The 20,911-nt window shown below is 55.7% G+C and carries 19 protein-coding genes; 9 read left to right on the forward strand and 10 right to left on the reverse strand.

Translation table 11 applies throughout. The features are described 5' to 3' along the window. Positions 1 to 149 precede the first annotated feature (149 nt). The 5 genes from hpaD (at position 150) to ACR0LL_RS16920 (ending at position 5,286) form a co-directional block, all read left to right on the forward strand. Positions 150 to 1,001, forward strand: coding sequence for a 3,4-dihydroxyphenylacetate 2,3-dioxygenase (hpaD, locus tag ACR0LL_RS16900; protein WP_480588400.1), 852 nt, complete (start codon positions 150 to 152; stop codon positions 999 to 1,001). 93 nt (positions 1,002 to 1,094) lie between these two features. Then, positions 1,095 to 2,567, forward strand: coding sequence for an NAD-dependent succinate-semialdehyde dehydrogenase (locus ACR0LL_RS16905; protein ID WP_480588402.1), 1,473 nt, complete (start codon positions 1,095 to 1,097; stop codon positions 2,565 to 2,567). Further along, positions 2,567 to 3,421 carry a fumarylacetoacetate hydrolase family protein gene (locus tag ACR0LL_RS16910; RefSeq protein ID WP_480588404.1) on the forward strand — a complete coding sequence of 285 codons (855 nt, stop codon included), beginning with the start codon at positions 2,567 to 2,569 and terminating at the stop codon, positions 3,419 to 3,421. The genes ACR0LL_RS16905 and ACR0LL_RS16910 overlap by 1 nt, the downstream gene beginning before the upstream one ends. Then, entirely contained in the window at positions 3,418 to 4,218 is an 801-nt protein-coding gene (gene hpaH / locus ACR0LL_RS16915; protein WP_480588406.1) for a 2-oxo-hept-4-ene-1,7-dioate hydratase, read from the forward strand. The genes ACR0LL_RS16910 and hpaH overlap by 4 nt, the downstream gene beginning before the upstream one ends. A gap of 12 nt (positions 4,219 to 4,230) precedes the next feature. After that, positions 4,231 to 5,286: an aldolase/citrate lyase family protein gene (locus ACR0LL_RS16920; protein ID WP_480588408.1), complete on the forward strand. Its 1,056-nt coding sequence runs from the start codon at positions 4,231 to 4,233 to the stop codon at positions 5,284 to 5,286. 144 nt (positions 5,287 to 5,430) lie between these two features. On the opposite strand, the gene ACR0LL_RS16925 is transcribed toward ACR0LL_RS16920, so the two are convergent. The 7 genes from ACR0LL_RS16925 to ACR0LL_RS16955 all read right to left on the reverse strand — a co-directional run bounded on the left by ACR0LL_RS16925 (position 5,431) and on the right by ACR0LL_RS16955 (position 12,807). Continuing rightward, positions 5,431 to 6,660 (reverse strand): AGE family epimerase/isomerase, encoded by a 1,230-nt coding sequence (locus tag ACR0LL_RS16925; RefSeq protein ID WP_480588410.1) that lies wholly within the window; start codon positions 6,658 to 6,660, stop codon positions 5,431 to 5,433. A 67-nt stretch (positions 6,661 to 6,727) separates the two neighbouring features. After that, positions 6,728 to 7,795 carry an ABC transporter ATP-binding protein gene (locus tag ACR0LL_RS16930; RefSeq protein WP_480588412.1) on the reverse strand — a complete coding sequence of 356 codons (1,068 nt, stop codon included), beginning with the start codon at positions 7,793 to 7,795 and terminating at the stop codon, positions 6,728 to 6,730. An 11-nt stretch (positions 7,796 to 7,806) separates the two neighbouring features. Further along, positions 7,807 to 8,649: a carbohydrate ABC transporter permease gene (locus ACR0LL_RS16935; RefSeq protein ID WP_480588414.1), complete on the reverse strand. Its 843-nt coding sequence runs from the start codon at positions 8,647 to 8,649 to the stop codon at positions 7,807 to 7,809. Positions 8,650 to 8,659: 10 nt separating this feature from the next. Next, on the reverse strand, positions 8,660 to 9,610 hold the full coding sequence (locus tag ACR0LL_RS16940; RefSeq protein ID WP_480588416.1) for a carbohydrate ABC transporter permease: 951 nt from the start codon (positions 9,608 to 9,610) through the stop codon (positions 8,660 to 8,662). Then, positions 9,592 to 10,851 (reverse strand): ABC transporter substrate-binding protein, encoded by a 1,260-nt coding sequence (locus tag ACR0LL_RS16945; protein ID WP_480488675.1) that lies wholly within the window; start codon positions 10,849 to 10,851, stop codon positions 9,592 to 9,594. Before ACR0LL_RS16945 ends, ACR0LL_RS16940 begins: the two co-directional genes overlap by 19 nt. A gap of 35 nt (positions 10,852 to 10,886) precedes the next feature. Further along, on the reverse strand, positions 10,887 to 12,038 hold the full coding sequence (locus ACR0LL_RS16950; protein WP_480588418.1) for an aminotransferase class I/II-fold pyridoxal phosphate-dependent enzyme: 1,152 nt from the start codon (positions 12,036 to 12,038) through the stop codon (positions 10,887 to 10,889). Further along, complete coding sequence (locus ACR0LL_RS16955) at positions 12,031 to 12,807, reverse strand: FadR/GntR family transcriptional regulator (protein WP_480588420.1); 777 nt, start codon at positions 12,805 to 12,807, stop codon at positions 12,031 to 12,033. Before ACR0LL_RS16955 ends, ACR0LL_RS16950 begins: the two co-directional genes overlap by 8 nt. Positions 12,808 to 13,197: 390 nt before the next feature. Here ACR0LL_RS16955 and ACR0LL_RS16960 point away from each other — a divergent pair, with 390 nt between their 5' ends. Together ACR0LL_RS16960 and ACR0LL_RS16965 are read left to right on the forward strand one after the other, a co-directional pair. Next, positions 13,198 to 14,937 carry a type I secretion system permease/ATPase gene (locus ACR0LL_RS16960; protein WP_480484348.1) on the forward strand — a complete coding sequence of 580 codons (1,740 nt, stop codon included), beginning with the start codon at positions 13,198 to 13,200 and terminating at the stop codon, positions 14,935 to 14,937. Between the two features lie 41 nt (positions 14,938 to 14,978). Continuing rightward, positions 14,979 to 16,253 carry an HlyD family type I secretion periplasmic adaptor subunit gene (locus ACR0LL_RS16965; protein ID WP_480588422.1) on the forward strand — a complete coding sequence of 425 codons (1,275 nt, stop codon included), beginning with the start codon at positions 14,979 to 14,981 and terminating at the stop codon, positions 16,251 to 16,253. An 8-nt stretch (positions 16,254 to 16,261) separates the two neighbouring features. On the opposite strand, the gene ACR0LL_RS16970 is transcribed toward ACR0LL_RS16965, so the two are convergent. The 3 genes from ACR0LL_RS16970 to ACR0LL_RS16980 are packed head-to-tail and all read right to left on the reverse strand — an operon-like array spanning position 16,262 to position 19,273. Next, a complete protein-coding gene (locus ACR0LL_RS16970; protein ID WP_480588424.1) occupies positions 16,262 to 17,269 on the reverse strand; it encodes an ABC transporter substrate-binding protein in 1,008 nt (335 codons plus the stop codon). Next, the gene (locus ACR0LL_RS16975; protein WP_480588529.1) at positions 17,248 to 18,615 is read right to left on the reverse strand and encodes a sensor histidine kinase; all 1,368 of its coding nucleotides are present in this window, start codon (positions 18,613 to 18,615) and stop codon (positions 17,248 to 17,250) included. Before ACR0LL_RS16975 ends, ACR0LL_RS16970 begins: the two co-directional genes overlap by 22 nt. Continuing rightward, the gene (locus ACR0LL_RS16980) at positions 18,605 to 19,273 is read right to left on the reverse strand and encodes a response regulator transcription factor (protein WP_480588426.1); all 669 of its coding nucleotides are present in this window, start codon (positions 19,271 to 19,273) and stop codon (positions 18,605 to 18,607) included. Before ACR0LL_RS16980 ends, ACR0LL_RS16975 begins: the two co-directional genes overlap by 11 nt. A 108-nt stretch (positions 19,274 to 19,381) precedes the next feature. Here ACR0LL_RS16980 and ACR0LL_RS16985 point away from each other — a divergent pair, with 108 nt between their 5' ends. Both ACR0LL_RS16985 and ACR0LL_RS16990 read left to right on the forward strand, forming a co-directional pair. Beyond that, positions 19,382 to 20,362 (forward strand): tripartite tricarboxylate transporter substrate binding protein, encoded by a 981-nt coding sequence (locus ACR0LL_RS16985; protein WP_480588428.1) that lies wholly within the window; start codon positions 19,382 to 19,384, stop codon positions 20,360 to 20,362. A gap of 65 nt (positions 20,363 to 20,427) precedes the next feature. Continuing rightward, entirely contained in the window at positions 20,428 to 20,910 is a 483-nt protein-coding gene (locus ACR0LL_RS16990) for a tripartite tricarboxylate transporter TctB family protein (RefSeq protein WP_267366075.1), read from the forward strand. The last annotated feature ends 1 nt before the right edge of the window (position 20,911 follow it).

Here is a 20,911-nt window from a genome sequence, read left to right on the forward strand (position 1 = left end):
GCGACGGCGGCAACTGGAGCTTCGAGTTCTACATGGAACAAAAACACGTCGGCTTCGCAACTGGCCAACACAAAATCATGCAGCTCGGGAAACTGTAACCGACTGCACTCGAAATACGCGCGAAGAAACTCTAACTCCAGGAGGAGACCATGGGAGAAATCGTACTTGCCGCCAAAATGACTCACGTACCTACCCTGCTCATGTCCGAGCAGGAAGGACCGATCAAAGGCAAGCGTAAACCGGCTATTGATGGTCACCGGGAGATTGCTCGTCGCGCCAAGGAACTGGGCGCAACAACGGTTGTCATCTGTGATACGCATTGGGTGTTGAACGCAGGTTTTCACATAAACGCCAACGACCATTTTGAGGGTCTATTCACATCGAATGAATTCCCGCAGTTCATTCAGGACCTGCCCTATAAATATGAGGGCAACCCCGAATTGGGTGATGCGATTGCGCGGATTGCGACCGAAAAGGGTGCCTATACCTTGGCCCATCACCTGGACAGCCTTGAGGTGGAATACGGCACGCTGGTACCGATGCGGTTCATGAGCCGTGAACACGAAATGAAAGTGGTGTCGATCGGTGCGTGGTGCACCGTGCACGCTCATGACGAGAGCCGTATCGTCGGCGAGGCAATCCGCGAAGCAGTCGAGGCCAGCGACGAAAAGGTGCTGCTGGTTGCGTCGGGTTCGCTGTCGCACAAGATCTGGGCCAACAAGGACTATGCCGCCAATAACGGCACTTTCACAATCAGCTCAGAATTCAATCGCCAGATGGATCTGCACGTGCTGGAAATGTGGAAAAACGGCGATCACGCTACGTTCCTCAAGATGCTGGGTGACTATGCCAACTTCTGCTGCGGTGAAGGTTCGATGCATGATACCGCGATGCTATACGGCGCACTCGGCTGGGACACTTACGACAAGAAATGCGAGGTTGTGACCGAGTATTTCCCGTCCTCGGGCACCGGTCAGACTAACGTCATATTCCCGGTCTGAGGATCGCGGTTTCCATTCCGATTGCTTGCCCCTGGTGCCTTTTGGCGGGGCAAGCCGTTGATCTATCCAATTCGAACTGATGCAGGTCCCCAAATGTTTCCTTTGAATGACCCCGGTTTGCTGCGAGAGGCTGCCCTTGTAGGTACACGCTGGATTGAAGCTGACCCGGCCAACAGCCTGGCCGTCACCAACCCCGCCACCGGTGAAGTTATTGGTCATGTTCCCAATCTGGGTGCCGCCGAAACCGCCGAAGCTATTGCTGCCGCCGAGACCGCGCGCCACGGGTGGGCTAAACGCACCGCCAAAACGCGTAGTCAAATTCTGCGTCGCTGGTACGAACTGATGATGGAGAACCAGGACGATCTGGGTGCCATCCTGACAGCTGAGCAGGGCAAGCCACTGGCCGAAGCCAAAGGTGAGATCGCCTATGGTGCCAGCTTCATTGAGTGGTTCGCAGAAGAGGCCCGCCGCGCCTATGGTGATGTCACCCCAGGCCACGCTCCAGACAAACGCATCCTGACGATCAAACAACCCATCGGGGTTGTAGCCGCGATTACGCCGTGGAATTTCCCAAACGCTATGATCACGCGCAAGGCTGGCCCTGCTCTGGCGGCGGGCTGCTCCATGGTTCTGAAACCGGCCAGCCAGACTCCATTCTCAGCTATCGCGTTGGCGGTTCTGGCCGAAAGAGCGGGCCTGCCTGCGGGGCTGTTCTCGGTCGTCACCGGCTCAGCCCGTGGCATTGGCGGCGAGATGACCGGGAACCCGACAGTACAGAAACTGACCTTTACCGGTTCGACCGAGATCGGAACGCTTCTATATGCGCAATGCGCACCAACGATCAAAAAACTGGGGTTGGAGCTGGGTGGCAATGCGCCCTTCATTGTTTTCGATGATGCTGATCTGGACGCTGCTGTGGAAGGAGCGGTGATCGCCAAGTTTCGAAATAATGGTCAGACCTGCGTTTGTGCCAACCGCATTTACGTGCAGGCCGGTGTCTACGATTCCTTTGCCGCCAAGCTGCGCGACAAAGTAGCGACTTTGCCCACTGGTAATGGCTTTGACGAAGGTATCATATTTGGTCCGCTGATCGATCAGGCGGCAGTCGACAAGGTTGCTGAGCACATCGCTGATGCGACCTCGAAAGGTGCCGAAGTCACTCTGGGCGGCAAGTCGCACGATCTGGGTGGCACATTCTTTGAGCCAACCATTTTGACCGGTGTTACTTCGGAGATGGCGGTCGCGAACGAAGAGACGTTTGGCCCGGTCGCACCCCTTTTTAAGTTCAACACCGAAAGCGAAGTCGTCGCTGCGGCAAATAACACCGAGTTCGGCCTTGCCTCATATTTCTATTCCCGCGACCTGGCTCGCGTTTGGCGAGTTTCCGAGAAGCTGGAATATGGCATGGTCGGAATCAACACCGGCCTGATCTCGACTGCGGAAGCTCCATTTGGCGGGGTTAAGATGTCTGGTCTGGGCCGTGAAGGCTCGCGCCATGGGCTGGATGACTTCATGGAACTCAAATACCTGTGCATGGGCGGCATCGACACCGCCGAGGAGGCTTAATGCGCTTTGCTACTTATACCGCCGAAGGGGATACCTTCTTTGGCGCGATTACCGATGATGGTGCGATTGCCCTGAACGGTGATTTCCCCGAGTTTTCCAGCCTGTATGAGGTCATCGCTGCGGGTGAGTTTAGCCGGTTGGCTGCGGCGGCCGAGGGTAAGCCTGTGACCCATTCCGATTTCACCTATGAAATGGTGATGCCGGATGCCCGTCGCATTCTGTGCGTCGGCGTGAACTTCCCGGACAGAAATGCGGAATACAAGGATGGCAGCGCGCAGCCGGAATATATGTCGCTGTTCCCCCGCTTTGCCAGCGGCTTTACCGGCCACAACCGCCCGCTGATCCGACCGGCGGAAAACCACACGCTGGATTACGAGGGCGAAGTGGCCATTGTAATCGGCAAGGCGGGTCGCCGGATTTCGCAGGACGAAGCCTATGAGCACATCGCCGCGTTGACGCTGTGCAACGAAGGCACGATCCGCGATTGGGTGCGCCATGCCAAGTTCAACGTAACTCAGGGCAAGAACTGGGACAATTCAGGGTCGATCGGCCCTTGGCTGGTGCCCTTCACCGACCCGGCGCAATTGGATGACGCCCGCATTCAAACCCGCGTCAATGGTGAGTTGCGTCAGGACGACACCCTCGACCGCATGATGTTCCCGATCCGGCGCGAGATCGAGTATATCTCGACCTTCATGACCCTGAAACCGGGTGACATTATCGTAACCGGCACCCCCACCGGTGCGGGCGCGCGCTTTGACCCGCCAAAATATCTTGCACCGGGTGACGTGGTCGAGGTTTCTGTCGAAGGTATCGGCACCTTGCGCAACACAGTCGAGGATGAGAAGGCATGACACCCGAAGAGCATGCCCGCGCAGCAGCCGACCTGCTTCAGGCCGAACGCACCGGCGACCAGATCGGTCTGCTGAGCCTGCGCCACCCCCAGATGGGTATGGACGACGCTTATGAGGTGCAGAACGCCATCTATCGCCAGAAGCTGGCCGAGGGGCGCAAGGTCATCGGGTGGAAAATCGGTCTGACATCGAAAGCGATGCAATATGCGCTGAACATCGATATTCCCGACAGCGGCATCCTGTTTGATGATATGGCGTTTGAAAACGGTGGTACGGTCCCTGCGGGCCGTTTCATCCAGCCCCGGATCGAGGCTGAAATCGCCTTTGTTATGAAATCCGCCATCGGTGGCGAGAATGTCAGCCGCGACGATATCGTATCCGCCACGGACTACGTCTCACCGGCGATTGAAATTCTGGACACACGTATTCAGCGTCAGGACCCCGAGACCGGCAAGGCCAGAACCGTCTTTGATACGATCAGCGACAATGCCGCCAATGCAGGGATTGTGCTGGGTACAGAGCGCAACGCGATTGACGAATTCGACCTGCGCTGGGTTGGTGCCTTGACCTTCCGCAACGGTGAGATTGAGGAAACCGGCCTTGGGGCCGGCGTATTGAATGATCCTGTTGAAAGTGTTGTCTGGCTGGCCCGGCGCATGGCGCAATACGGACAAAGTATTGAACCCGGACAAGTGATCCTGTCGGGCAGCTTCATTCGCCCCGTCGAATGCCCGCCAAGCACAGAAATTCACGCCGATTTCGGACCCTTCGGCTCGGTCGATATCAAATTTGATTGAAGGAGCACCTTAATGCCCGCGCCAACAAACCCCTTCAAGGCCGCACTGAAAGCCGGAAAACCCCAGATCGGATGTTGGATTGGGATGGCCAATGCATATGCCGCCGAAATCGCCGCCACATCCAGATTTGACTGGCTGCTTGTTGACGGGGAACATGCCCCGAACGATCTGCGGTCTATCCTTGAGCAAGTGAGGGTCATCGAAGGCACAGGTAGCCAGCCGGTAGCGCGCCTGCCAATTGGCGAGACCTGGATGATCAAGCAATATCTCGATGCTGGCGTCCAAAGCATATTGGTGCCAATGGTTGAAAGCGGCGATCAAGCGCGGGAATTGGTGCGCGCAGTGCAATATCCACCACATGGAGTTCGAGGCGTTGGGTCTGCTCTGGCGCGTGCTTCGCGTTTCGCGGCGATCCCGGATTACCTGACAACGGCAGGCGACCAGATTTGCCTGTTGGTTCAGGTGGAAAACCGCCTTGGCCTGGATGCACTGGATGACATTCTGACGACAGATGTCGACGGCGTATTTATCGGTCCGTCAGATTTGGCCGCGGATATGGGGCACATCGGCAATGCTGGCCACCCCGACGTGGTCGAAGCGGTTTTGGACGCGTTGACAGGGATCGTGGCCGCGGGCAAGGCAGCGGGCATCCTAACGTTGGACCCCGTGATGCAACGCAAGTGTCTAGATCTTGGGGTTACGTTCCTGGCCACGAATATCGACGTAACACTTTTTGCCAAGTCTATGCGCGGGGCGGCCGAAACTGCGTTGGAAATGTTGTCAGACCAGTGCGCGTCTGGAAATGCGCGAACAGAAATGGCCAGCAAGTATCTTCAGCAGTTATGCAAGCACTGGTCCCACAAAGGGCAAGTCGAATTTGACGCAACTGAAGGAAACGTTTCGTTTGAAAACCGGCGCAGGGTTGCGATGAAAGCGACGGACGAAGGGCTGGAAATAGTTGCTTCTGTCGGCCCTCGTGAGGATTTGGATTTTTGGATGGGTGTTATAGAGGACCATCTGAAACGCTTTGCGTTTCGTGAGGAGTTCGAGGTTGTTTGGAATGCATAACGCTGGAATGCAAGGGCAACCGAGCGCGCCCCTGACATTCGGACACCGCCGCAGGCTACGATTTGTAGTCTGCGGGTATTCGACAAGACCCTGCACCGGATTCTGACTCGGGTAAAACAAGCCGCAACTGCGGATTTTCCAAACCTAAAGCGGCATCATCCTCGACAGACGTTGTGACAGCGGAAACAGACAGGCTTGCAACGAGTGATAGATGTCCGGCTTGCCGTCAAAGATGGACGTCACAACAGCCCCTGCCCCATCTACTGCTGGATACCAGCCGCCATGCTGATGATCGACAAATGTTTCATTCGCATAGGTCCAGAGCTTTCTGTACCACTCCTCGTCTTCTGGCCTTCTGTCTAGCACGATCAGAGCGGCAATCGCCCCGATGGCTTCGGTGATGGGCCACCAGAACCGCGAAGCGTTGGCAACGCGGCCATCAAAATCAAGTGTGTAGGCCAACCCGCCATCAGGCAGCCACGCATCTTTCAAAGCCTGCGCAATCAGGTGGCGCGCCGTGTTCGGAGCATTAGGGCTCGTTCGGCCTGACAAATCCCAATGCTGAAGCTGAAGCCGACCCAATTCGAACGAATGCCCCGGCGTTGTTCCGGAAGGCCTGAACATCGGATCGCCCGCATAATCCCGATTAATTTGCCAATCAGACGAATAGTGTTCGGGAAGACGCCAGTTTTCACCGGGTGCAATTTTGCCAATGAAAAAGTCCAGAATGCGACCGGCGCGGGACAGGTAGGTTTCGTCCCCTGTTGCCTCAAAGGCAGCCAGCATCGCCTCAACGCCGTGCATATTGGCATTCATTCCACGATATGCGGAAAACGGCGTCCAATCCCTGTTCCATTCATCGCGAAACAGGCCCGCTTCTTCGTCCCAGAAGTGTTTTTCCAGAACATTTCGGACATCTGTCATTAGTTTGTCTGCATCCGGGTGACCCGTCATTTTCGCACTTGCCGAGGCAAGAAGGACAAAGACGTGCCCATAAGCAAGCTTGCGGTCATCCTTGATCTGATCCCCATCCAACGCCCAGAGATATCCGCCGTGGTCGCGATCTCGGTGATGGCTTTCAAGAAATGCCATACCGTGATCAATGATCCGTTCAGCACCTTGAAAACCAGACAGATGTCCCAATGCATAAGAATGAATCAACCGGGTTGTCGTGTGCAGCTCCTGCAGCTTGCCGGGCAGCGGGCGACCATCGTGACCAAGTGTATAGAACCCGGGCTCATCCCGGCAACTTGCGCTGAAGAACGTAAGTTGCCGCTTGGCCTGGTTCATCAACCAATCGCGGTGTCTTGGCGTTTCAATCCAAAAGCCGGTCTCGGACTGTGACCCCGGAAGCAATAACTGATTGTCATTCATCTAAATATCCCGCGGATGGAGATCTGTCGCGTGCGACTTGGCCCGATCTTCCAAATTGCCCATCATCTCAGCAAGCCCGTCGCAACGCTGTACCATCCGAAGCAAACAGATGTGCATTCTGTGCTTGAATGCGCAAACCGAGGCGATCCCCGGATTTCACGGGGATATTGCCATGCTTGCGCACCATCATGGGGCCGATCCCCTCGGCATTGACGTAGATGTTCGTGTCCGACCCCAGATGTTCAACAACATCCGCAACGGCCGACAGATCACCGGCACCGTTTTCCACAACATCGATGTGTTCCGGCCTTACACCCAGTTCTTTGGCCTCAGCGGCAAGGGGTTGATCGAGAATTTTAATTTCAACCCCATTCCCGACATTCACACCAGTTTCAGTTCCCAATACAGGCACAACATTCATGGTGGGTGAGCCGATAAACTGCGCAACAAACTTGTTGGCCGGTCTTTCATAAAGCTCAAGCGGGCTGCCGACTTGCTGGATGTCGCCTGCGTTCAGAACAACGATCCGATCTGCCAGCGTCAACGCTTCGACCTGATCATGGGTCACATAGATCATGGTCGCGCTGAGCTTTTGATGCAGCCGCGCAATCTCCAGCCGCATCTCGACACGCAAAGCGGCGTCAAGGTTTGACAATGGCTCGTCAAACAGAAATGCGCGCGGGTCTCGGATGATGGCCCGCCCCATGGCAACCCGCTGACGTTGACCACCCGAAAGGGCCTTGGGCAAGCGATCCGTTAATTTGGTCAATCCCAGCGTCTCCGCCGCCTGGGCGACCTTTGATATGCGTTCAGCCACCGGAGCTTTGCGGATTTCCATCGAGAAACCCATGTTTCGCGCGACGTCCATATGCGGATAGAGCGCGTAGGATTGGAACACCATCGCGATGTCCCGGTCCCTTGGCCTCACATCGTTCATACGCTCGCCATCGATCAGAAAGTCGCCGCTTGATATCGGTTCAAGACCAGCAACCATGCGCAGCAAAGTGGATTTGCCGCAGCCTGACGGGCCGACCAGAACGATGAACTCACCATCCTGAATTTCAAGATTGATGTTGCGCAGGACCTCGACGGATCCATAGCGTTTTGCAACGTCACGAAGTTCGATACGTGCCATGATCTGGCCTCCTATCCTTTGACCGCGCCGGACGTGAGGCCCTGCACGAGATAGCGTTGAATGAAGATGAAGAAGAGGCAACTTGGGATCAGAGCCAGCACGCCAGCCGCCATCATTTGCCCCCAATCGACCGAGAATTTGGAAACAAATGTCAACAAGCCAACCGGGAATGTCATCGCGTCGTTCTTCGAGATCAGCATCAACGCAAACAACAGCTCGGACCACGCGGCAGTAAAGACAAACCCAAGCGTCGCCCCTAACCCGGGCAATGTCAGCGGGAACACCACTTTGCGCAGCGCCTGAAACCGTGTACAGCCATCCATCATCGCCGCATCTTCCAGATCTTTGGGTATGCCATCAAAAAATGACTGCATCAGGAATGTTGCAAAGGGGATGTTGAACGCAGTGTAGACCACGATAAGGCTTGTCAGCGAATTCAGCAGCCCCAGGTCCGCGATGATCTTGTAGATGGGTGCGATGATCATCAGCAACGGGAACATCTGGGTGACCAGCATCAAGGCGATGATGATGCGTTTGCCCGCAAAAACGAAGCGGGAAAAGGCATAACCCGCCCCAGCCGCGAACAAGGTCGTAAAGAACGCAGCCCCCAGCGACACCACAAGAGAGTTCCGGAAGTAGGACACAAAATCGGTCTGAAAGATAACCGTTTTGAAGTTTGAAAAGGTCACCTCGCTTGGAAACAGGCGGGTGCCCTCTGAAAAGATCAGCGCGTCCGGCGTCAACCCGATCTTGAGCAACCAATAAAGCGGGAACAACGCAAAGATCAGATAGAACGCAAGTGCCGCGTATTTACCCACAACCAGCAGGGGGTTGGGTTTCCTGACAGCTGACATGGTCAACTCCTCAAATCTTGACCAGCTTCTTGCGAAGCCAGAGCAGGATAACGGCGTAAATCAGAAGGATCAGCAGCAGCGCCACAGCAATGGTTGACGCGTAGCCGAAGTCCAATTTGCGAAAAGCGGTGGTGAATATGTAGGTCGACAGGATTTGCGTCGAATTGGCAGGCCCGCCGCCGGTCATCACATAGATCAGGTCGGCGAAATTGGCGATCCAGATCGTCCTCAGCATCACGGTGATCGCGATCATCGGAGCAAGGAACGGCAACGTGATCTTGGTGAAAGTCTGCCAGGGGGTCGCGCCATCGACTTCTGCGGCCTCATAAAGCTCACCGGGTATCGATTGCAAAGCCGCCAGCAGTGTGATCGCAAAGAACGGAACGCCGAACCAGATATTTGCAGTGATCGGGCCCCATATGGCGAGCTCGGGATCGCCAAGGATATTGTAGGGCTCTGACAGAATGCCAAGGGCGGCCAGCCAATGCGGTAGCGGGCCGATGACAGGGTTAAAAAGCCACGCCCATGTCAGCGCAGAAAGGAAGGTCGGGACAGCCCAGGGTAGGAAAACAAGCGCCTGAAAAAGTTTCTTTCCATAGAACTGCGTATTCAAAAGCATGGCAAGGCCAAGGCCAAGCAGAAACTGGAACGTTATCGACCAAAAGGTCCAGAACAGCGTGTTCTCCATTGCGATCCAGAACTTGCGGTCTCTCCACAGATCAACGTAGTTTTCAAACCCGATCCAGCCAGAAGCAAAAGGCTTCAACAGCTCAATGGATTGGAACGAATATGAGATTCCGATGATTAGCGGAACCATGATCACCGCACCGATCAGAAGAATTGCGGGTGACAAATAGAAAAACGGCTCGACCATGTATTGCAGGTAGAGCGAGCGTCGTGCCCGGGTTTCCCCGGGCCTGACAGTTTTCTGAGTGCGCGAAATCACTGTTTTGCCTTCCACTTGGCGTGCTCGTCGGTGAGGAACTCAGCCCACTCGTCCGCGACGTCCTGCGCGCTGCGCTGCCCCAACAGGGCTTCCTGACTGGTTTCCAGCAGAAGCGTGCTGCCAAAATAGCCCCACTGTTCCAGGTTGGTTGGCATTGTTGTCGGCACATATTGCTCGCCGTTCAGTTCCTCAAACCAGCCTTTGAATTGCTCGGTCTGGAAATGAGGATCCTGATCGGCGCCTTTATGGATCGGAATGACGCCTACGCGTTTTGCCCACGTGGCGTTGGCTTCGGGCGTCGACAAGGCCGCAACCAGATCAAAGGCTTCGTCTTCATGTTCAGTCGCATTGAAGATCGACCAGCCTGCGAACCCAATTGTTGGGAAAGCTTTGCCCGATGGTCCGACAGGCATCGGAATGACCGCGAAATCTTCGGCAGGCATCCGTTCGGCAATAGCGATCAGTGCGTCCGGGTCCTGATCAAGGAATGCACAGGTGCCGGAATAGAAGCCGGCCACGATCTCGTTAAAGCCCCAACTGACGGCATCCTTGGGCGCATACCCGTTCTGATACATATCGATCATGAACTGGATACCTTCGACCGAGCCGGGCTCGTTGATGCGGCTGACACCGTCTTCTGTGAAGAACTCGTTGGTGCCGTTCATGGCTGCCGCGAACATGATCCAGCCATTTGTTCCACCGGGACCACCGCGCAAACAGTATCCATACTTGCCCTCAAGCTCGGACACTGCGGCCGAGGCTGCCTTGAACTCCTCCATCGTAGTCGGGGGAGTGTCGATACCCGCTTCGGCCAGCAGTTTCTTGTTGTAGAACATCGCCCGCAGGTAGAAGCCGTACGGGATCATATAAAGGTCACCCGCCTGGCTGCCCATGGCGACTGTCTTGTCAGTCAGCGAAGCCCCGTGTTCCCATCCGGCGACATGATCCTTGAGACTGACCAGCTGATCGGACCCGGCATAGAGGGCCTGCCAGGTGTCGGGCATTTCAACCACATCCGGGATGTCGCCTCCTGCCACCATTGTTGCCAGCTTTTCGAACGCGTTGCCCCAGGGTAGCGATACAATCTCGACAGTGACGTCTGGGTTATTGGCTTCAAACTCATCAATCAGCCCCTGAAGCACCTCTGTACGCTCGGGGCTTGTAATAACCTCGACCAGTTTCAGTGTGGTCTCGGCATAAGATGCCGAACCCATGAACACGGCCGCAGCCGTCATTCCAGTTAGTAGTTTCTTCATGTTTTCCTCCTGTTGGTTTTATTGAGCGAACGGTTCTAAGCCGCGCTTTCGGCGAGAGCCGAAGCAAAATCGGCCCATAGATCTTCTGCCGACTCGAGCCCCAAACTCAGGCGCACCAGATTGGGTGAGACCCCAAATTTCTGCATTGAGTTTTGTTCACCAGCCTGAGCAAGCCCGACGCGCGCAGGCAGGATCAGACTTTCGAAGCCCCCCCAGCTCACACCGAGGCGGAATAGGTTCAAGGCATCAGAAAGTTTTGCGATGTCGACACTGTCATCAAACTCAACCGACATAAGACCGGACCGCCCGGTCAACCCGGGCACGTCGTTGGCACCGGGTGAGTTGACCTGCCTGACCTGCGGAACAGTGGCCAGGCGATCAACAAACGTGTTGGCCGTTGCTTGATGCTGCATCATGCGTGCGTTCAGCGTGCGCAGGCCGCGCGTCAGCAGGAAGGCTTCAAAAGGTGCCAGTTTGGCCCCAAGCAAAGGAAGTGTCAGATCACGGATGCGGGCGATATGGTCCCGGGAGGCAACCACCACGCCCGCAACCGTGTCCGAGTGCCCCGAAATATATTTCGAGGCCGAGTGGATGACGATGTCGATGCCCAATGCGAGGGGGCGTTGGAACACCGGGCTTGCCCATGAATTATCAATCATCGTCAACACGTTGTGGCGTCTGGCATGCTCTGCGACGCGACGTAGATCCATCGCCTCAAAAATGATCGATCCGGGGCTCTCCAGATAGGCCACCGTTACATCGGCAAGCAGATCGGGGTCGTTCTCGAAACGCTCCGGCGCATGGTAGTCGATATGCACCCCGAACGGGCGCAGGATGCGCTCCATGAACCGGAATGAATCCGGATAGACATGTTCGACGCAGGCAATCCGGTCACCGGGTTTGACAAATGCCAGCAGCGTTGAGGAAATGGCCGCCATCCCGGAAGCAAATGCAACGGCTGCCTGACCTTGCTCGGCTTCAGCCATAAGCGTTTCAAACGCGGCGACGGTCGGGTTTTCCACGCGCGTGTAGATGGCCGTTTCTGATCTTCCGGCCATCCGGTCTTCAAAACTTTGGTAATTGTCGAAGGTGAACAGTGACGTTTGAACGATCGGCGGCGTGACCGAACCAGCCGCATCCGGGAAGGTTGCTGCAAGACGCGTCGAAAGGTCTTCGTAGTCAGACATTCTGGCTTTCCATGATTTCTAGGACTTCTGCTTCGACCATGTCCATGATCGCGCCGATAATACTTGCGGCTTCGTCTGCACGGCCGGAGACAACTGCTTCGGCCAGCGGCGCATGTATTGGAATTGAGGCCTGCCCCAAGTGTGGTTGACCGAAGGGCGTGTCATATACTTCGTGAAAAGCTTTTTGAATTTGCCGGATCAACTGCCCGAAAAGTGGATTTCCGCACGCTTCATGCAGTGCTGCGTGAAACCGGTAATCGGCCGGCCGCCAATCCTCACCTGCAGAATGAACAGCTATGAGCTCTGCAACGCGGGCCGAAATCAAAAGCCGCTGCGCGTCTGAGCAATTCAGTGCTGCCAACCTTGCTGCCTCGATTTCCAGTGGCCGGCGCACGGCGTGTGTTCGCAAAAGGCTTTCGGCTTCGAGCTTCAGCGTGAGTGGGAGATGGATCGTATTGGCAGATACCTCGGCCGCCAATCGCGTCCCGGCTTTCTTGTTCCGTACAACGATGCCCATATTCTGCCAACTTGTCAGGGCCTCGCGAACCTTCGCCCGTCCGATCCCAAGCTGATTTGCAATTTCGATCTCTGGCGGCAGGCGATCCCCTACTTTCAATCCTTCCACTTCGATCATTCCAGAGAGAGCATCCAGAACGTCCCGGCCGCTGCTGCCAGCCGGTAGCACCTTCAAGGTGTTGCCGACACTCTCAGCTTTTTCCTTTGAGGGCGTTTTTTTGACCACGCGCGACTTCTCCGATTCGTATTTCATTCACTTCTATATTTAATGTAGGACAAAATAAACAATAATGTCCGACATTATTAAGGCGCTTGTCATCTTTACAGGTGAAGTCGAAAAATCCGGTCTCGGTCATTTCGCGGCGGGATCAATGCAGCCTTAATCGCCTGCGGCTAGTTGGCAGGCTGCGGTCTTAGCGCGTCCGTCTATTTGCTGTATTCCGCCCGATTTGCCGTAACCCTGAAGCGCCCGCCCAGCGGCGCTTGTAATTGCCATTAGGTTTTTGTCAGCTACGGCTGAATAGTGCTTCTTTACGCTAGGGACCCGCGGTTTCTTGCCCAAAAAAAGATGTGCAAACTTGGCAAGGCTGATCTAACTTTTTAAATGCGGGGGCGCATCTCCGGATAATATGGATTTAAAACATTGAAACCTGAACACCGCGTATCTGCGGCCCCCCGGCATGAACTGCGCAATGTGCGCAATCAGGGGATCGCGTTCCTTGCTTTGGCGTTCTTGTTCAGCATTTTTGTGAACCTGCTTATGCTGACGGGCCCATTGTTCATGTTGCAGGTGTATGACCGGGTATTGGGCTCGCGTGCGGTGGAAACCCTGACAGCGCTGTTTTTGTTGGTGGCGTTGCTTTATGCGCTGATGGCGATGCTGGATTTTGCCCGCGGACGCATCGTGGCCCGGTTCGGCGCACGGTTCCAGTCACAGTTGGATGAGCGCGTCTTCGAAGCAACGCTGCGGCGTTCACTTTTGCCGCAAATACGATCTGCCCCGGCAACGGCCTTGCGTGATTTGGAATCCATTCGAAACCTGTGCTCATCCCCCGTTCTGCTGGCGGTGATGGATATTCCATGGACGCCTGTTTTTCTGGGTGCGATTTTCCTGTTTCATCCCTTGCTGGGCTGGCTGGCCGTGGCAAGCGGTGTTCTGCTTGTCGTGATTGCACTGCTCAATCAGGCTCTGACCAGCAGAAAAGTCGCTGAAGCACAAACTGCAGCAGCGCGGGCAAACGCCTTTGCGGAACATGCGAGACAAGCGGCAGAGGTTGTGCGCTCACAGGGTATGCAGGCGGACGTGACAAAGCGGTGGTTGGACCAGCGTTCGAATGCCTTGCGCCAAACCATTTCGGCCAGCGACTGGACAGGCAGTTTTACGTCTTTGACCAAGTCGTTACGACTGTTTCTTCAATCTGCAATGCTTGCCTTGGGCGCGTGGCTGGTTTTGCAAAACGAAATGACACCGGGCGCGATGATCGCGGGTTCAATCCTTTTGGGTCGGGCCCTCGCCCCGGTCGAACAAGCGGTCGGCCAATGGGGCATGATCGAACGTGCGCGAACGGCCTGGACTTCCCTAAGCCGGTTTTTGGATCAGACCCCTCCCGAAGAGCAGCGGATTCGCTTGCCCATCCCGAAAGCGCAGTTGGAAGCCAAATCGCTGACTGTCATTCCCCCCGGGGCAACAACGCCAACGTTGCGGAACGTGAATCTGAAGCTGCAACCGGGCAAGGCGCTGGGTGTCATCGGCAAAAGCGGATCGGGAAAGACGACACTGGCCAAGGCGTTGCTGGGGCTTTGGAATCCGGCAGCCGGTGAAATTCGACTGGGTGGTGCCACTCTGGATCAATATGACTCCAACGATCTGGGCAGCCATATCGGATATTTGCCGCAGCAGGTTACCCTGTTTAACGGGACCGTGGCCGAGAACATCGCCCGGATGTCAGAAAACCCGGATTCCGAAGCGGTGGTGGCCGCAGCCAAGAAAGCCAATGCGCACGACCTGATCCTGTCTTTGGAGAAAGGTTATGGTACCTTCCTTGAAGGCAATGACAGTCAGTTGTCAGGCGGGCAGAAACAGCGCATCGCTCTGGCCCGCGCCCTCTATGGCGACCCTGTTCTGCTTATTCTCGACGAACCAAACTCGGCACTGGACGCGGATGGCACCGAAGCCTTGAACGCGGCCGTGAGGGGGCTCAAGGCGGCAGGCAAAGCCGCCATCATCATGACACACCGCCCGCAGGCCATTTCGGAATGTGACGATCTGGCCGTTGTCGAAAAAGGACAAGTGGTCAGGTTCGGCAGTCGTGACGAGGTTCTCAGCGCAATGGTGCAGAACGCGGGCGCGATTAAGCGCAAGCTTAGCCCCGTAGGTGAATAATGGCAAAAAACACGACCAAGAAGCAGGCGCAGGCCTGGAGTATGAAAATTCCCGCCCTGGTAGGATTCGCCGCGCTTGCCATTTTGGTTGGCGGACTGGGCCTTTGGGCAGTGAAGACGCGCCTCGCTGGTGCAATCGTATCCTCAGGAGTGATCGAGGTACAAAGCAACCGTCAGGTGGTCGAACACCCTGATGGCGGCGTTGTTGGCGAAATATTTGTACGCGATGGTGATGTGGTCGCCTCGGGCGAGATGCTGTTGCGGCTGGATGATACTTTCCTATCGTCCGAACAGACGATTGTGGAAGCGCAGCTTTTTGAGCTTCTGACAAGGCGTGTCCGGCTTCAGGCCGAACGCGACGGGCTTTCGTCGCAAGAGTTGGCGGCGCGGTTGCACGAGGTTCAGACGGAATACAGCATTGATCTGGACCTGATCGAAGGTCAGCAAAACCTGTTCGACGCCCGGGTGGAAACCCTATCCAAACAGCAAGAACAGCTGAACAAGCAGCTGGTTCAGATCGAGAGTGAGATTGAAGGCACGCAGGCCCAACTCGTTTCGCTGCGCCGTCAGGTTGAATTGATCGAGGATGAGCTGGAAGACCAGCAAAGCCTGTTGAAACGTGGATTGACACAAACCAGTCGTGTACTGGCCCTGCAACGGGAAGAAGCCAGCCTGACAGGTGAAATAGGCCGACTGGAAGCCGCTGTCGCCCGCCTCAAAGGGCAGATCGCATCAACCGAGATCCAGATCGTTGAACTGACTGCAACCCGCCGGGAAGAGGCAATTACCACGTTGCGGGACGTACAGGCGCAAGTTGCTGAACTATCGGAACGCCGACTGTCCCTGTCCGAGCGGCTGACACGATTGGACATCCGCGCACCGGTCAGCGGAACAGTATATGGAAGTCAGGTCTTTGCCCTTCAGTCTGTCGTTCAGCCGGGTGAACCCATGATGTATGTTGTTCCACAGGATACGCCATTGCTTGTCGCCGCGCGCGTTGACGCGATCCATGTGGATCAGCTGCATGTGGGTCAACCTGTCGCCCTGCGGTTTCCGGCCTTCAATCAGCGTGAAACGCCTGAATTGGACGGGCAGGTCAAAAACGTGTCAGCCGATACATTCACGGATGAAAAGTCCGGCTTTACATTCTACCGCGCCGAAGTGGTTATGAATGATGGCGAGCTGGACCGTCTCAACGGTCAGGAGCTTTTGCCGGGTATGCCTGTTGAGACACTGATAAAAACCGATGAACGCACCCCGTTGTCCTATCTAGTCAAGCCGATGGCCGATTACTTCAATCGTGCATTTAGGGAATGACGGCAGGGCTATCTCTGGATAACTGCGCTTTCCCATTCGGCCAGAAAACGGCGGCGTTTTAATCTGTCCAAAAACGTCATCAGCGCTGGATCCAGCCCAATCGTTTCACGTTCTTCGTCCGTGTCAAAAGGTGCCAAAGGCGGGAGGGTGTGGCCGCCACCTGACTGCGTGGATTGCTTTGATACAAGGTGACGAACAAAAGACGCGGAAAATTCAGGTACGGGTGTACCTTCAAGAACCATCGCCGTGCGCATCATGGTCGTCTGAAAATCCGACGGCAGGATAACCTCAAGCGTATCCTTGTGCCCGGCGCGCGCATCCGCATAGCTGCCAAGCACATTATAGGCTACGGCGATCTCACCTTTGACAAGATCATCAATCATGTCGCCGGAACAGCAGTACAGACGCACATCCAACCCGCCCATGACTTCCATCAGGCGCCAGAACGTTTCTGACGCACGGGCATCCTGCGTCGCAAACAGATACCCGAGACCGGACTGACGGATGTCATAAGTTCCCACCCGGCCCCGAAAGCTGTCCGGTCGCATTCGAAGAGCTTCAATCAGTTGCTGTCGGGTCTCTGGGACAGGCGCGCCGGAAAAGGCGGCACGGTTGATCACGATGGTCGCGGGCTCGAACGTGAAGGCGAAAAGACTGCGATGCCACTGCGCCCAGGATGGCAGCGATATGTCATCGATCACGCGTCCATATCCGTCATTGGCCAGTTTCAGTTGCAGGTCCATGGCGCTGGAAATGACAATATCGAAATCTTTCGGTGCGGCGCGCACGATCCGATCGATGTCAGCAGTACCGGTCACCAAATACTCGACAGAAATGTCAGGGTTTTCCTTGATAAAGCTGGAAATCATAGGCTCAAACAAAAACGTATCCGTGCTTGAGATGACCCGAATATGCGCCTCGTCTGCTTCGGCGTTGAATACTTGCCGATCCTCCCAGACTTGCGCCTGTGTGACAGCGGGAAACCAAAGGAAGACTAAAGCGATAATGTAACGCATGCGCCGCCTCCCTGTCTGTTGGACAAGTCAAGCGCTCCACCATGCGCTGTTGCAACGTCCTGCGCGATGGTCAGGCCCAAACCGGACCCAATGGTACCACTTGCGTTCTTACCCCGTTCAAACCGACGCGTGAGAGTGTCAATTTCGTTTAAGGGAAACCCCGGGCCACGGTCTTTTACCCGGATTTGAGCCCGTGGCTCCGACGTGACTTCGATGCGAACAGAACTGTCGGCCGGAGCATATTTAAGTGCGTTGTCAATCATGTTGCGCACGGCGTTTTGAATGAGGATGGGGTCACCTGAATACATGACCTGTGGGTCGCCACAAAGCGACAACGACAAGTCCTTCATCTCGGCAATTGGTGTCAGGCGCTGCACAAGGTCACTGACCAAAGCGTTCAGGTCAATGTCTTCCCGCTCAAGGTGGTCAGCCCGGAACGTGATCATCGCATGATCCAACAGCTGTCCGGCTGCACGAGAGCTTTCATCAATGGCGCGCACCATCGAACGCAGCGCCTCGCGGTTTTCTTCTTTTTCAACCCTTTGCAAAGTGGCGTCAGCATAGGACCTGACCGTAGCAAGAGGAGTGCGAACACGGTGGGCCGCCTCGGCAATAAAGTCTTCTGACTGGCTGAGTGACTGATCAAGCCGACCCATCAATGAGTTCAGTGAAGCAACCAAGGGGGCCATTTCGCGGGGTACCGGCTTTTTGAACGGGCTCAGATCCTGCGGCCCACGGCGGGTGACAGAGGTTGTCAATCTATTCAACTGCCCGATGGTCGAGGACGTCGCCCAGAAGGAAAGAGCGGCAGCAAGGGCAAAGAACCCTACGCCCAGAATCGCCGCATTGCGCGAAATCTGGTCCAGAGTTTCGGCCAACGCGTCTTGTGTCTGCCCCAGCGCGACCACCAGTTCGGTTTGCTTATCCAATCCCACCAAAGTCCGGCTGGCGCTGACCTGACGAATGGTTTCACCGCGAATCTGACTGGAACTGAAAAGCGACTTTCCGTCACGCGGTCCAATGGTCGGTGGAAAATCCTCGTATCCGGAAAGAAACGTGCCGTCCTGAAAAATAGAATAGAAGATCCGGTCGTCCGCAGGGGTGCTTAGCATCGCGAAGGCGGCATATGGGATATCGACCTCCAGCTCCCCTTCCCGCAAAGCGGCCGCATCGAGGATTGAGGCCACTGATGCACCAAGTATGTTGTCTTGCCCCTGTTGCGCGACCTGCGCAGCATAGTTTCGGACTGCGACAAACAGCAGGAACGCAAGTATGGCCGCGCCGCCGATCAGTGTCAGAACCAGCCTGTTCCGCAGCGATCCTGACACATTGGGATCAGGAGGCATGGTCAAGTCTGTATCCCAGCCCACGAAGCGTGGTGATCTTTAGATCCGAGGGTTCCAGATGCTTGCGCAAACGGCCCACATAAACTTCGATCGCGTTATCAGAGACATCATCATCATAAGAAAACAGCCGGTCCGTTAGTTTTTGTTTCGAAAAAACGTGACCAGGTGCGCTGATGAACAATTCCAGCAGGCGCAGTTCACGATTGCGCAGCGACACGGTCTCGTCACCCACGGTCAGATGGCCAGCCAGGGGATCGAATACGATGCCGCCGACTTCTATCGTTGTCTTCGTATTCCCGGATTTGCGACGCAGAACTGCGCGGCAGCGCGCTTCAAGCTCGGCATGATCAAACGGTTTGGTGACATAATCGTCAGCACCAAGATCAAGCGAGCCGATTCGATCCGAAACCTGACTGCGGGCCGTCAAAACGATCACCGGCGTGTCCAAATGGCTCGCGCGATGCCGCTTGAGGAAATCGCGACCGTCCCCATCCGGCAGCATGATATCCAGCAGGATCAGATCGTATTCCTGAGTTTCAACGAAGGCAGTAGCATCACCTAATGTAGACGCGTTATCAACCACATGCCCGTCTAACCTCATGCGGGAACTGATCGCGTTTGCGAGGTCTAGATTGTCTTCGACAAGCAGAAATTTCATCGGGCTTTTATACTATTCTCGCGCGTGACAGGTTGATGTCAGGTTGGTGTGTTTTTGTTCTTCCCAATCTGAGCCGCCATGCGGCCCGTTGTCAAATGGGAGGACATCATGACAACATTCGCACTGGGCCGTCGCGCCCTTATCGCAGCTGTAGCTGCAGTAGGTCTTGCAGGACCTGTTCTGGCTGAAGACCAGGTAGTGGACAGCATCCACTTTCTGATCCCCGGCGGCGCCGGTGGTGGTTGGGACGGTACCGCCCGCGGCACCGGCGAAGCGCTGACGAACGCCGGTCTTGTGGGCACCGCGTCTTATGAAAACATGTCAGGCGGTGGTGGCGGCAAAGCCATCGGCTATCTGATTGAAAACGCCGACAGCAACCACGGGACATTGATGGTAAACTCCACGCCAATCGTGATCCGTTCGTTGACTGGCGTGTTCCCTCACAACTTCCGTGACCTGACGCTGGTGTCGGGTACGATCGGTGATTACGCAGCCATTGTTGTCGGCAAAGACAGCCCCATCAACTCTATGAGTGATCTGCTGGCAGCCTTCGACGCCGACCCGGGTAACACGGCCATCGGCGGTGGCTCGGTTCCTGGTGGTATGGACCACCTGGTCGCAGCCATGGTGATGGAAGCGGCCGGAAAAGATGCGCTTGGCGTGAAGTACATTCCATATGATGCGGGTGGCAAAGCCATGGCTGCCCTTCTGTCCGGTGAGATCGCAGCGCTGTCTACAGGTTTCTCTGAAGCCGTCGATCTGGCCAACGCAGGTGAAGTTAAGATCATCGGCGTCACATCGGCAGATCGCGTAGATGCCGCCCCAGACGCGATGACCATGAAAGAACAGGGCATCGACACCACCTTTGTGAACTGGCGTGGCTTCTTTGCGGCCCCGGGTCTGCCCGAGGACAAGCTTGCAGCATACCAGGCCGCGATTGCCAAGATGTACGAAACCCCGGAATGGGAAGAGGTTCGTGCACGCAACGGTTGGGTGAACATCCACAACTCGGGCGATGATTTCCGGTCATTCCTTGAGCAGCAGGAACAACAGATCGGTGATCTGATGAAGAAGCTGGGCTTCCTCTGAATACAACTAGGGCAGAGCGGCAACCCGCTCTGCCAACCCTGACGACGAAAAAAGGAGGGGGTCTCATGGCGCTGGATCGCTGGATCGCGCTCATTCTTCTGGGTGTTTGTTTAACATATGGCTACGCCGCTTGGTTCACGATGGACAGTAGTCTACCCCCTTTCATGCAAAGAAACCCCATATGGCCAAGCACTTTCCCAAAAGTCTTGTCAATTCTGGGGATCATCACGGCCACGATCATTCTGCTGGGCTTTGAAAAGGCTGAACCCAGCGAACCTGAAATCGATTACCGGCGGTTGGGCGATTACCATCTTGGTCAGGCGATCATGCTGCTGGTTCTGATGGTTGTCTACGCGTTGTGCCTGCGTCCCGTCGGGTTCCTGATCTCAACTTCGGCCTTCCTGATCTTCGGGTCTTTTATCCTGGGTGAACGAAAATGGCATATCATGCTGCCCGTCGCCCTGATCGCCACCGGTACGGTCTGGTATCTGGTTCAGGAAGTCCTTGGCATATACATGCGCCCTTTGCCCGGCATTTTCGGAGGCTGAC

The organism is Ruegeria sp. AI2, assembly GCF_056541275.1.